This is a genomic window from Streptomyces sp. NBC_00576 (assembly GCF_036345175.1).
Lineage (GTDB): Bacteria > Actinomycetota > Actinomycetes > Streptomycetales > Streptomycetaceae > Streptomyces.
On sequence record NZ_CP107780.1, the window covers coordinates 10460060 to 10472914 of the forward strand.

The 12855-nt window shown below is 70.0% G+C and carries 11 protein-coding genes and 1 pseudogene; 6 read left to right on the top strand and 6 right to left on the bottom strand.

The window, feature by feature from the left end; all coding sequences use genetic code 11:
* Positions 1 to 44: 44 nt before the first annotated feature.
* The 6 genes and pseudogenes from OG734_RS45610 to OG734_RS45635 all read left to right on the top strand — a co-directional run bounded on the left by OG734_RS45610 (position 45) and on the right by OG734_RS45635 (position 7520).
* On the top strand, positions 45 to 2900 hold the full coding sequence (locus OG734_RS45610) for a glycoside hydrolase family 3 C-terminal domain-containing protein (RefSeq protein WP_330293263.1): 2856 nt from the start codon (positions 45 to 47) through the stop codon (positions 2898 to 2900).
* Positions 2897 to 4294, top strand: a complete 1398-nt coding sequence (locus OG734_RS45615) for a GH1 family beta-glucosidase (RefSeq protein ID WP_330293264.1) — start codon at positions 2897 to 2899, stop codon at positions 4292 to 4294. Before OG734_RS45610 ends, OG734_RS45615 begins: the two co-directional genes overlap by 4 nt.
* A pseudogene (locus OG734_RS45620) lies at positions 4291 to 4646 on the top strand (alpha-xylosidase); the annotation flags it as partial. The gene OG734_RS45615 and the pseudogene OG734_RS45620, both read left to right, overlap by 4 nt.
* Positions 4647 to 4822: 176 nt before the next feature.
* Entirely contained in the window at positions 4823 to 4951 is a 129-nt protein-coding gene (locus tag OG734_RS45625) for a hypothetical protein (RefSeq protein ID WP_330293265.1), read from the top strand.
* A 60-nt stretch (positions 4952 to 5011) separates the two neighbouring features.
* A complete protein-coding gene (locus tag OG734_RS45630; protein WP_330293266.1) occupies positions 5012 to 6103 on the top strand; it encodes an IS630 family transposase in 1092 nt (363 codons plus the stop codon).
* Between the two features lie 415 nt (positions 6104 to 6518).
* Complete coding sequence (locus tag OG734_RS45635; RefSeq protein ID WP_330293267.1) at positions 6519 to 7520, top strand: SGNH/GDSL hydrolase family protein; 1002 nt, start codon at positions 6519 to 6521, stop codon at positions 7518 to 7520.
* A gap of 326 nt (positions 7521 to 7846) precedes the next feature.
* Here OG734_RS45635 and OG734_RS45640 read toward each other — a convergent pair whose 3' ends face one another.
* The 6 genes from OG734_RS45640 to OG734_RS45665 form a co-directional block, all read right to left on the bottom strand.
* Positions 7847 to 8815, bottom strand: coding sequence for a hypothetical protein (locus OG734_RS45640; protein WP_330293268.1), 969 nt, complete (start codon positions 8813 to 8815; stop codon positions 7847 to 7849).
* 72 nt (positions 8816 to 8887) lie between these two features.
* Entirely contained in the window at positions 8888 to 9874 is a 987-nt protein-coding gene (locus OG734_RS45645) for an aldo/keto reductase (RefSeq protein ID WP_330293269.1), read from the bottom strand.
* 34 nt (positions 9875 to 9908) lie between these two features.
* Positions 9909 to 10064 carry a hypothetical protein gene (locus OG734_RS45650; protein ID WP_330293270.1) on the bottom strand — a complete coding sequence of 52 codons (156 nt, stop codon included), beginning with the start codon at positions 10062 to 10064 and terminating at the stop codon, positions 9909 to 9911.
* Positions 10061 to 10822, bottom strand: a complete 762-nt coding sequence (locus tag OG734_RS45655) for an SDR family NAD(P)-dependent oxidoreductase (protein ID WP_330293271.1) — start codon at positions 10820 to 10822, stop codon at positions 10061 to 10063. The genes OG734_RS45650 and OG734_RS45655 overlap by 4 nt, the downstream gene beginning before the upstream one ends.
* Positions 10819 to 11928, bottom strand: a complete 1110-nt coding sequence (locus OG734_RS45660; protein WP_330293272.1) for a zinc-dependent alcohol dehydrogenase — start codon at positions 11926 to 11928, stop codon at positions 10819 to 10821. The genes OG734_RS45655 and OG734_RS45660 overlap by 4 nt, the downstream gene beginning before the upstream one ends.
* 37 nt (positions 11929 to 11965) lie before the next feature.
* Positions 11966 to 12850 carry an amidohydrolase family protein gene (locus tag OG734_RS45665; RefSeq protein ID WP_330293273.1) on the bottom strand — a complete coding sequence of 295 codons (885 nt, stop codon included), beginning with the start codon at positions 12848 to 12850 and terminating at the stop codon, positions 11966 to 11968.
* Positions 12851 to 12855 lie beyond the last annotated feature (5 nt).

The window sequence follows — 12855 nt, forward strand, 5'->3', positions numbered from 1 at the left end:
AGCGCTTCAACAGTCCGTTGCCAGCCTGCATAGGGGTCTGCCTCGTGGGTTCTCCGTCCCTGTCCGCCGCCCACCGCGTTCCGTTCCGTGACCCGGCGCTGCCGGTCGACAAGCGCGTCGACGACCTGCTCGGGCGGCTCACGCTCGACGAGCGGACCGCGCTGCTGCACCAGTACGCGCCGGCCGTCGAGCGCCTCGGCATCGCCTCGTTCCGTACCGGCACGGAGGCGCTGCACGGTGTGTCCTGGCTCGGCGAGGCGACGGTCTTTCCACAGGCCGTGGGGTTGGGCGCGACCTGGGACGAGAATCTGGTCCGCGAGGTGGCCGAGGCCGTCTCGGTCGAACTGCGTGCCTTCCACCAGCACCGTCCGACGGCGAACGGCATCGGCGTCAACAGTCTGCAGGCGTGGGCGCCCGTGGTGAACCTGCTGCGCGACCCGCGGTGGGGCCGCAACGAGGAGGGCTACTCCGAGGATCCGGTGCACACCGCGCGCCTCGGTATCGCGTACTGCCAGGGCCTGGCCGGCGACCATCCCGACTTCCTGCGCGCCGCCCCGGTGCTCAAGCACTTCCTCGCCTACAACAACGAGAACGACCGCTGCGTCACCTCCTCCGGTCTGCGCCCCCGCGTGCTGCACGAGTACGACCTGGCCGCCTTCCGCCCGATCATCGCCTCCGGCGCGGCCACCGGTGCGATGGCCGCCTACAACCTGGTCAACGGGCGCCCCTGCCACGTCAGTCCGCTCATCGAGGACGAGCTGCGGCGCTGGGCTCGGCAGGCCGGCCACGAACTGTTCGTGGTCAGCGACGAGGAAGCGCCCTGCAACCTGGTGGAACTGGAGCACTACTTCGAGGACCACGCCACGTCCCACGCCGCCGCGCTGAAAGCCGGCATCGACAGTTTCACCGATCACCGCGAGGACAGCGCGACCGTGATCGGCCGACTGCGCGAGGCGCTGGAGCGCGGACTGATCGAGGAGGAGGACGTGAACCGGGCGGTGCGCCGCCAGCTGCAACTCCGCTTCCGTCTCGGTGAGTTCGACCCCGAGCTCGACCCGTACGCCGGCACCGGCCCGGAGGTGATCGACTCGGCCGAGCACCGCGCCCTGGCTCTGCGCGCCGCGACCGAGTCGGTCGTACTGCTCAAGAACGACGGCCTGCTGCCCCTCCGGGCGGACCGGGCACCGCGCATCGCCGTCATCGGCCCGCACGCCGACGCCCTGTACGAGGACTGGTACAGCGGCACCCTGCCCTACCGGGTCGGCATCGCGTCCGGACTGCGCGCGGCGGCGGGTGACGTCGTCGCCGTGGAGGCCGCCGACCGTATCGCCCTGCGCTCCCACACCACGGGCGAACCACTCGGCAACGCCGCTTACGACGTCACCGAGTGGGGCGACGGCGTGCTGACCCTGCGCGACGCCGACACCGGCCGCTACCTCACCCGCAAGGACGACGACTCGCTCGTCGCGGACCACGAGATGATCAAGACCTGGTTCGTCAACGAAACCTTCCTCCTGGAAACAGATCCTTTCGGCGACGCCGACACCGTCCTCCTGCGCAACGTCTTCACCGGCCGCTACGCCGTCGTCGACCCGGACGACGGCAGGGTCACCACCACCGCCGACAGCCCGCAGAAGGCCGAACGCTGGCATCGCGAGCTGCTGCGGGACGGCCACGCCGACGCCCGCAGCGCAGCCGCGGCGGCCGACATCGCCATCGTCGTCCTCGGAAACCACCCGCTCATCAACGGCCGCGAGACCGAGGACCGTACGGGCACCGCCCTGCCCGCCACCCAGGAGGCCCTGCTGCGCGAGGTCGCCGCGGTCCGCCCGGAGACCGCGCTCGTCGTCATGAGCAGCTACCCGTACGCCCTCGACTGGGCGGACGAACACCTGCCCGCCGTGGTGTGGACCTCCCACGGCGGGCAGGAGACAGGCCGGGCGCTGGCCGCCGTACTGCTCGGCGAGGTCGACGCGTCGGGCCGGCTGCCGCAGACCTGGTACCTCGGCGACGACGAGCTTCCGCACCCGCTCGACTACGACATCATCAAGGCCGGCTGGACCTACCAGTACCACCGCGGCGCACCTCTGTACCCCTTCGGCCACGGCCTGTCCTACGCCGAATTCGACTACGGCGACCTGCGGTTGTCCACGCCGACGGTGTCTCAGGACGGCACGCTCGACGTCTCGGTGACGCTGTCCAACACCGGCGCACGGCCCGGTACCGAGGTGGTCCAGCTCTACGTCCGGGCCGTGGACGCGCGGTACGAGGCGCCCCGGCTGAAGCTCGCCGACTTCCGCAAGGTGCCCCTGGAGCCCGGGCAGAGCCGGGAAGTGGACTTCCGGCTCTCCGCCGAACAGCTCGCCCACTGGGACGTGACCACCGGCGCCTTCACCGTGGACCCAGGCGCCTACGAGGTCCTCGTCGCCCGCTCCGCCGAACACATCGTCGAGGCCGCACCGTTGACGGTGACCGGGACCGCCCCCGCACCCCGCGTCGTAGCCGGCCGGCGCATCCGGGCCGCCGACTTCGACGACTGCACGGACGTCACCCTCGTCGACGCCACCCGTGCCGCCGGCGACGCGGTCACCCCGACCGATCCCACCCGGCCCGCGACACTGCTGTTCCAGTCCGTCGACCTGTCCGGCGTCACCCGCGTCGAGGCGGAGGTCGCCCGCGAGAGCGCCGGGTCGGGCGAGGCCCGCCTTGAGGTCAGGTTCGGCGACCGGCTCCTCGCGGAGCTCGCCCCACCGGTCACCGGCAGCCGCTACACGTGGACCACGGCGACCGCCGACACGACCCCGTCAGCCGACGGCATCCACGACCTACGGCTGACCCTGCACGGCGACTTCCGCCTCGCCACCTTCTCCTTCGGCGCCTCCGAGAACGGAACCGCATGAACACCCCCGCCTTCCCGATGCTCCCCGCCGGGTTCCGATTCGGCGCCGCCACCGCCGCCTACCAGATCGAGGGCGCCCACGACGAGGACGGCCGCGGCCCCTCCATCTGGGACACCTTCAGCCACACCCCGGGCCGTACGCTCGACGGCGCCACCGGCGACACGGCCGCCGACCACTACCACCGCTACCCCGAGGACATCGCGCTGCTGCGGGACCTCGGCGTCGACAGCTACCGGTTCTCGATCTCCTGGTCCCGCCTGCTGCCGGAGGGAACAGGCCAGGCCAACCCCAAGGGCCTGGACTTCTACGACCGGCTGATCGACGAGCTGCTCGCCGCCGGCATCGCCCCCGCCGTCACCCTCTACCACTGGGACCTGCCGCAGGCTCTGGAAGACCGTGGCGGCTGGCGCGTCCGGGACACCGCGGAGGCGCTCGCGGCATACGCGGCCCTCGCCGCCGAGCGCTACGGAGACCGGGTGCAGCGCTGGATCACCCTCAACGAGCCGTACTGCTCCGCCTTCGTCGGCCACGCCGAGGGCCGCCACGCGCCCGGCACCCGGGAGGGCAGCGGCGCCCTGGCCGCCGCCCACCACCTGCTCGTCGGCCACGGCCTGGCGGTACGCGCCCTGCGCGCGGCGGGTGTCCGGGAAGTCGGCATCACCCTCAACCTGGACCGAATCCACGCCGCCTCGGACCGGCCCGAGGACACGGCGGCCCGCCGCCGCGCCGAGACCCTGCACAACGACATCTGGGCCGAGCCGCTGTTCGCCGGACGCTACCCCGCACACGAGGCGGAAACCTGGGCCCACCTCGCCGACGGCCCCTGGCGGCAGGCGGACGACCTGACAGTGATCGGCACGCCGCTGGACTTCGTCGGCCTGAACTACTACCGGCCGGTATGTGTGACCGCCGCACCGCACCAGGCGCCCGATCCCGAACAGCGCACCGCGGTCGACATCGGCGTGGCCGAGACGGACCCGTACGGCACCCGGCACACCACCATGGGCTGGCCGGTCGTCCCCTCCGCCTTCACCGAACTGCTCCGCCAACTCCACGACCGCTACCCGCGGTTGCCCCCGATCTGGATCACTGAGAACGGATCCGCCGAGGCCGACACCGTCGCACCCGACAGCCACGTCCACGACGACGACCGGACCCGCTACCTCGCCGACCACCTCCAGGCGGTCGCCGACGCGATCGCCGCCGGCGTGGATGTGCGCGGCCACTACGTCTGGTCGCTGCTGGACAACTTCGAGTGGGCGCGCGGCTACGACCAGCGGTTCGGCCTGGTCCGCGTCGACTACGACACCCAGACCCGCACGCCCAAGGACAGCTACCGCTGGTACCGGGACCTGATCACAGCACACCGCGCCCGGACGAAGGACGCCCGATGAAGTTCACGGACGGCTACTGGCTGATGCGCCCGGGATGCACCGCACGCGCTACGCCACCGAGATCGCGGACGTCCGCGCCGACGAACACCGGATGACCCTCTACGCCCCGGTCAAGCACGTCACCCGCCGCGGCGGCACCCTCAACAGCCCGCTGCTGACCGTGGAGTGCTGGTCCCCGGCCGAGGGCGTGATCGGGGTGCGCACCACCCACCACGCCGGATCCGTGCATCCGGGCCCGGAGTTCGCGCTGCCCGGCTCCGAGGAGGCCGCGGCCAAGGTCCACCGGGACGGCTCGCTGCTGGAGCTCACCTCCGGCGAACTGACCCTGCGCGTGGACACGTCGGGGCCATGGCGACCATCCCGCTGGCGGCCGACGACCAGCGTCCGGTCTCCGCCCGGGCCGAGCACGTCGAACTGCGGGTGCACGCCTTCACCGACGGTGCCGAACGCACGGTCGTCGTCCCGCGTACCGACGGCCCCGGCGAGACAGCCCGCTTCCAGGTACGCCGCGAGGGCGACCGGCTCCGCGTGACGACCGACAGCCCACACCCGTGGCAGCTGCGCATCGGCGGTCCGGACGCCATCCGGCACCCTGGCACCGCCGGACCCGCGGTGAGCGACTTCCTCTACGAGGACTGCGAGGACTGCGAGGGCTAGGGGGCTAGGGGGGCTAGTCTTCTGAGTCAGGAATTCCATTCAGATGTGTAGGCTTGCCCTATGGCACGGACGGGGCGGCCGAAGGTCGAGTTGACGTTGTCGGACGAGGAGCGGGCCGCTCTCGAGGGGTGGGTGCGGCGCCGTTCGACACCGCAGGCATGGGCCCTGCGGTGTCGGATCATCCTGGCCTGCGCCCAGGGTGCTTCGAACAAGGACGTGGCTGCTCAACTCGGGTCCACGCCTCATGCGGTGGGCCGCTGGCGGGCCCGGTTCGTGCAGTATCGAATCGCCGGGCTGGGTGACATGCCGCGTCCGGGTGGGCCGCGGACGGTGACGGACGAGCAGGTCGCCGCGCTGGTCGCCAGAACGCTGGAGTCCACACCGAATCACGCCACCCACTGGTCAACGCGTTCGATGGCGAAGGAACTGGGCTTGTCGCAGTCGACCGTGTCGCGGATCTGGCGGGCGTTCGGCCTGCAGCCGCACCGCTCGGAGACGTTCAAGTTGTCGACGGATCCGTACTTCGTCGACAAGGTCCACGACGTCGTCGGCCTCTACCTGGACCCGCCTGAGAGAGCTCTGGTGTTCTGCGTCGACGAGAAGTCGCAGATCCAGGCACTCGACCGCTCTCAGCCGGTGCTGCCGATGATGCCCGGAGTTCCCCAGCGGACCACCCACGACTACGTCCGCGCCGGCACCACCACACTGTTCGCCGCCCTGGAGGTCGCCACGGGAAAAGTGATCGGCTCTCTCCACCGCCGCCATCGCGCCGAGGAATTCAAGAAGTTCCTCATCAAGCTCGACCGCGAAGTTCCCGCTGGTCTCGATGTCCACCTCGTGCTGGACACCTACGCCACCCACAAGACTCCGGCCATCAAGACCTGGCTGCTGGCCCACCCTCGCTTCCACCTTCGCTTCACCCCGACCGGGTCATCCTGGCTCAACCTCGTCGAGCGGTGGTTCGCCGAACTCACCAACAAACAGATACGGCGAGGCGTCCACAAGACCGTCCAGGCTCTCGAGAAGGACATCCGCAACTGGATTGCCGCCTGGAACACCGAGCCGAGACCCTACGTCTGGACGAAGACCGCAGACGAAATCCTCGAACGCCTCGCCTCATATCTGAACAGAATTCCTGACTCAGAAGACTAGGCCGTGTTTCAGAAGTCTCCGTGGAAGAGGGAGCGGCATTCGGTGCGTGCTCTCGGCATGCCGGGCGTCGCGACGCTGCGGGTGAATACACCTAGGCCCTGGGCCGCCGTCCAGGCCCTGGTCGAGCACGGGCTTCGCGCACCTCAAGAACTGGCGCGCGCGCTGGCCAAGGTTCACCTTACAAGTCGCGCAAATCGGGCGCCCGTTGATCTATTTCTTCCCTTCAAATTGGTTGACATTCAGGGGTGGAACGTCGGACGTTCAGCCGTTACCCACCGATGCGCCACAGGGACGGAGAGATGGCACACAGATGACTTTCAGAGGAGGGAACCCGAAGCCAGGGCGCGGGAGGCGCCCGGCAGCGCCTGCCGCGGTGGACGCGGGCCCGCGGTATGAGCTGAGGCAACTGGTCCCCATGAAGAGCGTCTCGGAGCAGGTGCACACCGCAGGGCGGGTCAAAAACCTGGGGAAGACGGTGCAGTTCAGCTGGCCCGGGGTGTACTTCGAGGGCCGCTTCCGCGGGACCGGGATCGGGGTGGTACTCGACTGCGCGACCGCCGACTACGACGTCCAGGTCGACGGGGCCACCGTCGCAACCCTGGTCACACCCGGCGACACCACGCACTGGATCAACGGCCTGCGGGACAGCGAGCACACGGTCCGGGTCGTCAAACGCAACGACACCCCGGGGGACACCAGCACGTTCGGAGGCTTCGTTGCCGCGCCCGGGGGCGCCGTACTGAGCAAGCCGGCGCCCCGGGACCGCCAGATCGAGTTCATCGGGGACTCCATCACGGTGGGCTATGGCAATGTGTCGGGCACCAGCGACTGCAATCCGGAGCACCTCAAGCGGAACACCAACAGCGACGTGAGCCACGGCGCCCTCACCGCCCAGCAGCTGGACGCCGATTACCAGATCAACGGCTTCTCCGGCCTCGGCATGGTGCGCAACGTCGCCGGCATCTGCCCGGACGTCACGTACCGGACTTACTACGACCGCGCCCTGCTGAACATGGACGGCGACGTCTGGCAGAACCCGGGAACGTGGCGCCCCCAGATCGTGGTGGTCAACCTTGGCTCCAACGACTTCTCCGACCTCACCCCCGGTGAACCGTGGACGCCCGACAGCCTCGCGGCCGCCTACTGCACCGCCTACGGCGAGTTCCTCCGGAAACTGCGGACTCGCTACGGTGCCGGCACCACCCTCGTAGCCGTCGGCTTCGACAGAAACGCCGAGCATGTGCGGCAGGTGGTCGAGGCGCGCAACGACGCCGGCGACAGCCGGGTCCACTACTGGTTCCTCGAACAGTCGGGCCTGGACTTCCTCGGATGTGACGGGCACACCTCGGCTCACGACGACCGGGTGATCGCCGGCCGGCTTGCCCCGTTCCTCAGGAGCCTGCCGACGGGATGGTAAGGGACGTGGCCACCCGTGAACCGGGTCAGGGACTGCTACCCGCCGCCAGAACCCCCTGTGTGCCCTGCCGCTGGGCGACTTGATCACCTGAGTCGAGAGCAGCAGCACAGGCGAAGGCTACGGGGGTCCGCTGTGGGACAGGCTCACCGCGGCAGCGGTCCCCGGCCCCACTGTCGGGTCTGGCCGCCGGGTGAGGAGCTGATCTCGCAGCCGAACTGGGCGTCGCCTTACGTGGCGCTCATCGCCGCTGTCTCCCCTCGATCCGCTGACCTGATAACAGAATTCCTGACTCAGAAGACTAGGTGGGACTGTGCGGGCCCTGAGCCTCACCAGCCCACGCGATCCCCGTGTTCGAGGCTCATGCGCCGGTCGTTGAGCCGTTGGAAGTAGGCGCGCTGGTCATCGAAGATAGCCTTGACGGTGGAGTTGGACCGCTCGAGATGGCCGAGTGCTTCCGGGCCGAACACGGCCATGGCGCGCACGGCCTCGTCCGGTGTGTACGGCTCCGTGCGGCCGGCCGGGTCCACGGCTGCCCAGTGAGCGCGAGCCTCGGCGATCGCCCGTTCGCCGCGTGCGGTCGCGCTGGGAAGCTTGGCTTTCACGGTGGCGGACGTGAGCCCGCTGGTCAGCATCGCCGCGCTCCAGAACGCGCTCATGACGATGCCGAGGAGGAGGCACGACACGAGGCGGTGGTTGTTCGGGTCCCACCACAGGGCTTGGAGGCCAGTGAGGAGCAGACCGACGATGCCGGCCGCGAGCGTCGTGCGATGAGGAGGGTTTTCGACCTCGATCGTCAGGGCGTCGGCGGGGCGGATGTACCCGTCGGTGACGAGTTCCTGGTAGAGAGCCCCCATGGCTGTGTCGCTGTCGAGGCGCAGGGGGGAGCCGTCACTGCCGGTTGCCTTGGCGATGATCTGCTGCTCACGGGTCCACGTCTCGCCCATTTTGGCGATGGCCCGGGATGATGCGGCCCGGCCGCGGGATCTCGGCTGACGCACTTCCAGATAGCTGGAGCCGAGTGCTTTCGACCGCTGCAGAAGGCCGTGAAGGAGCATGTCGACGACGAGCGTGTCCCGTGCCCAGCTGTGGTGATAGGCGATCAGGGCGAGTGAAGTCGTCCCGAGCAAGGGTTGTCTGCCCGGGGCGGCGTCCTCGGGTTGCCGTTCCGCTTCGAGGTGTCGCTCAACTGCCTCGGCCCTGATCTGTCTGTCGCGTCGAAAATCGTTCCACTCCGTTGACTTGTACAGCGCGTAGAAAACGCCCCAGACGCTGAACAGCCCTATCCAGTCCCCCATGCGGGACAGTGTGATCGCGCCGGTCTCCTCGGTGCAATGACGAGGCAGGGACCTCGCCACATCGTTACGGCCTCAACTTCCGCTGGGGACGTCGGGCCTGATCAGGCCTTGGCAGCGGAGGTCGTCCCAGAGCGCCTGGGGGATGGTGCTCCGGTGGAGTTCCGCGTTGCGGGTCACCTGTGCGCGGTCTCGCATGCCGAGCGTGACGTTGACCGTACTGGGGTGGGTGGCCGGGAAGGCGATGGCGGCGGCGGGCAGGGTGGTGCCGTGCGCTTCGCATACCTCGGCGATCGCCCGTGCGCGGGCGATCAGTTCCGGTGGGGCCTCCTGGTAGTCGTACTTCATCCCCTCTGCGGGCCGGTTGAGGGAGAGCAGGCCGGAGTTGAAGACGCCGACCGCCACCACGCTCTTGCCGAGTTCGTACGCGGCGGGCAGGACGTCGTCCAGGGCGGACTGGTCGAGGAGTGTGTAGCGGCCCGCGAGCATGACCACGTCGGCGGCGGTCTCGCGCAGGAAGCGGGCGAGCATGGCCGACTGGTTCATGCCGGCGCCGATCGCGCCGATCACGCCCTGGTCGCGCAGCTCCGCGAGCGTGGGCATGGCCTCCTCGGCCGCCTGCCGCCAGTGGTCGTCCGGATCGTGCAGGTAGACGATGTCCAGCCGGTCCAGGCCGGTGCGGCGTAGGGAGTCCTCGATGGAGCGCAGTACGCCGTCGCGGCTGAAGTCCCACTGGCGGCGCAGGTCGTCGCGTACGACGAAGCCGTCGCTGTCGACGCCTCGTGGCTGCTCGTTGGGGACGAGAAGCCGACCGACCTTGGAGGAGACGACGTAGTCGTCTCGGGGGTGCTCCCGCAGGGCCGCCCCGAGACGGTGTTCGGAGAGGCCGAGCCCGTAGTGCGGGGCGGTGTCGAAGTACCGTATGCCCGCGTCCCAGGCCGCGTGGACGGCGGCCGACGCGTCCTCGGCCGAGGTGGTCCGGTAGAGGTTGCCGATCACCGCGGCGCCGAAACCGAGTTCGGTGAGTTCGACGCGGGTGTTGTGGATCTTCCGGCGTTGCAAGACGTTCTCCTCGGGGAGGTCGATCGGCGTATGGTCAGCGCCGCGCGTGGGCCGAGGCGCAGGCCATGAGCGCCTCGACGTCGGCGAGCGCGGCCATGGAGACGTCTTCGGGGGGCATGGCCGATGCGGTCCAGGCTGTGCAGGCCGGGCCGCGCTCCGCCCCTACCGACGTCACGTCGGTGTCGTTCATCGGCCGAGCCAGCCGCCGTCGACGGGCAGGACGACGCCGTGGAGGTAGGCGGCGGCGTCGGAGGCGAGGAAGACGGTGGCGCCGGCGAGGTCGTCGGCGCTGCCCCAGCGGCCGGCGGGGATGCGGTCGAGGATGGCCTTGCTGCGGACGGGGTCGGCCTGCAGGGCCTGGGTGTTGTCGGTGGCGATGTAGCCGGGCGCGATGGCGTTGACGTTGACGCCGTGCGGGGCCCACTCGTTGGCCAGTGCCTTGGTCAGGCCGGCGATGCCGTGTTTGGCGGCGGTGTAGCCGGGGACGGTGATACCGCCCTGGAAGCTGAGCAGCGACGCGGTGAAGACGATCTTTCCCTGTCCTCGGGCGACCATCGCCGCGCCGACGGCACGGGTCAGCGCGAACTGGGCGGTGAGGTTGACCTGGAGGACCAGCTCCCAGTCGGCGTCGGTGTGTTCGGCGGCCGGGGCGCGGCGGATGGTGCCCGCGTTGTTGACGAGGATGTCCACCGGCCGTGCGCGTCCGGCGAGGTCGGCGCCCAGCGCCCGTACGGCCGCCGGGTCGGCGAAGTCGGTGCGGATCGCCTCGAAGGTACGCCCCGCGGCACGCACGTCCTTGTCGACCGCGCTGCCGGATTCCTCCAGGGTGGCGCTGACGCCGATGATGTCCGCGCCGGCCTCGGCGAGTGCGCGGGCCATGGCCCGGCCGATGCCACGCCGGGCCCCGGTGACGACGGCGAGCTTCCCGGTGAGGTCGAAGGCGGTCATACGGCGACTCCCTGAGCGTCGTCGGCGTCGGCGTCGGCGTCGGCGTCGGTGTTGGTGGTGGCGTCGGTGTCGGTGGTGTCGGTGTCGGTGGTGCAGTCCACGAGGATCTTCATCACGTTGCCGCCGCCTTCCAGGGCCTCGAACGCGGCGGGCGCCTGGGTGAGGGGGACGATCTTGCTGATCAGCCGTTCGGCGGGGATGGTGCGGTCGGCGACCAGGGTCACGGCTTTTTCGAAGTCGGTGCGGTCGTACAAGCGGGCGCCCACCAGGGTGAGTTCGCGCCAGAAGAAGCGGTGCAGGTTGATCTCGCGGGGCCGGGGATGGATGGCGACCAGGCACAGCCGCCCGCGCACACCCAGCACGTCGACCGCGCTGTCCACACCGCCCGCCGCGCCGGACACCTCGAAGGCGACGTCCGCGCCCGCGTCCCGGGTCCACTCACCGGCCAACGAGGGTACGTCTGCGGTGGCCGGGTTCCAGGTGGTCAGGCCCAGCTCCTCGGCGAGCAGGCGCCGGTGGGCGTTCAGCTCCACCACCCGCGCATCGGCGCCCGCGGCCCGCGCGACCAGTGCGATGAGGATGCCGACCGGGCCGCCGCCGACCACGACGACCTTCTCGCCCTCGACGACCCCGGCCCGGCCGACGTCGTGCACGGCCACGGCGGTGGGTTCGACGAGTGCGGCCCGGTCCAGGGCAAGGGTGTCGGGCAGCCGGATCAGGGTGGAGGCGGGTACGGTCCAGCGCTGCTGCATCGCGCCGGGGGAGTCGATGCCGATGAAGTCGAGGTGCTGGCAGATGTGCTGGTGGCCCTTGAGACAGGCCGGGCAGGTGTCGTCCCAGCGCAGCGGCATCACCGTGACCGCGTCACCGGGCGCCCAGCCCTCGACGTCCGGGCCGACACGGACGACACGGCCGGACATCTCGTGTCCCAGGACAGCGGGCGTGGACACCCGGGCGTCCATGTCGCCGTGGAAGATGTGCAGGTCGGTGCCGCAGATACCGACATAGGCGGGCGCCAGCTCCACCTCACCCGGACCGGGCGAGCGGGTCTCGGCGGAAGCCGTGTCCAGAGTGCGGGCAGACATGTAACGGACGGCGAGAGTCATCGTGTCGTCAGGGTCCCTTCAGCGCGGACGCCGATAGTCAACTGCGGGCGGGAAGGCGGTAGAAGGTGGTCGCGGTGCCGGCGAGGAGTGCGTCGATCTCGTTCTCGGCACAGTCGGTGAGCAGTTCGTCCATGGTGGCGGCCCAGCGGTTCCAGCCGCCCGCGAGGTTCGCGACCGGCCAGTCGGAGCCGAACATCAGCCGATCGGGTCCGAAGGCGGTGAGCAGGGTGTCCCAGACGGGGCGGATGTCGGCGGTCGTCCAGGCGTCGTGGTCGGCTTCGGTGATCAGTCCCGACAGTTTGCAGACCACCTGCGGGTGCGCGGCCAGCTGTTGCACCTGGCGTCGCCAGTCCGCCAGTTCGCCCCGGGCGATGGGCGGCTTGCCCGCGTGGTCGAGCACCTGTGGCAGCTCGGGAAACCGTTCGGCCAGGCGGGTCGCCTGGTCGAGCTGGTGGCTGCGGACCAGTACGTCGTAGGAGAGCCCCCGGTCCCTGACCGCCGCCAACCCCCGCTCCACATCCGGGCGTTGCAGCCAGCGTGGGTTCGTCTCCCCCTGGACGAGATGGCGCAGGGAGCGCAGATAGGCGCCGCCCGGGCCGGCGAGCAGTCGGTCCAGCATCTCGCCGATCACCGGCGATGTCAGGTCCGCCCAGCCGACCACTGCCTCGATCAGCGGTTCCTGCTCCGCGAGGGCGAGCAGGTCCTCGGTCTCGGGCACGTCCGGCATGCACTGCACGACCACCGTGCTGTGCAGATGACGACCCGCGATGGGGTGAGTTGCGGTGGAGCGCAGGTCGCCGGGGGTGAAGGTACGGCTGATCGATGACAGGGCGGGGTCGTCGAGCCAGGACTGCGGACGCCGGTCGAGGTCCCAGAGGTGATGGTGGGCGTCGATGAGGACGGGGGCGGGGGCAGAGGTCACGGCGG

What these genes read in the sequence shown, in the direction of transcription:
- OG734_RS45630 (WP_330293266.1), top strand. Translation starts at nt 5,012, where the DNA reads ATGGCACGGACGGGGCGGCCGAAGGTCGAGTTGACGTTGTCGGACGAG.
- OG734_RS45650 (WP_330293270.1), bottom strand. Translation starts at nt 10,064, where the DNA reads ATGAACGACACCGACGTGACGTCGGTAGGGGCGGAGCGCGGCCCGGCC.
- OG734_RS45615 (WP_330293264.1), top strand. Translation starts at nt 2,897, where the DNA reads ATGAACACCCCCGCCTTCCCGATGCTCCCCGCCGGGTTCCGATTCGGC.
- OG734_RS45660 (WP_330293272.1), bottom strand. Translation starts at nt 11,928, where the DNA reads ATGACTCTCGCCGTCCGTTACATGTCTGCCCGCACTCTGGACACGGCT.
- OG734_RS45635 (WP_330293267.1), top strand. Translation starts at nt 6,519, where the DNA reads ATGAAGAGCGTCTCGGAGCAGGTGCACACCGCAGGGCGGGTCAAAAAC.
- OG734_RS45640 (WP_330293268.1), bottom strand. Translation starts at nt 8,815, where the DNA reads ATGGGGGACTGGATAGGGCTGTTCAGCGTCTGGGGCGTTTTCTACGCG.
- OG734_RS45655 (WP_330293271.1), bottom strand. Translation starts at nt 10,822, where the DNA reads ATGACCGCCTTCGACCTCACCGGGAAGCTCGCCGTCGTCACCGGGGCC.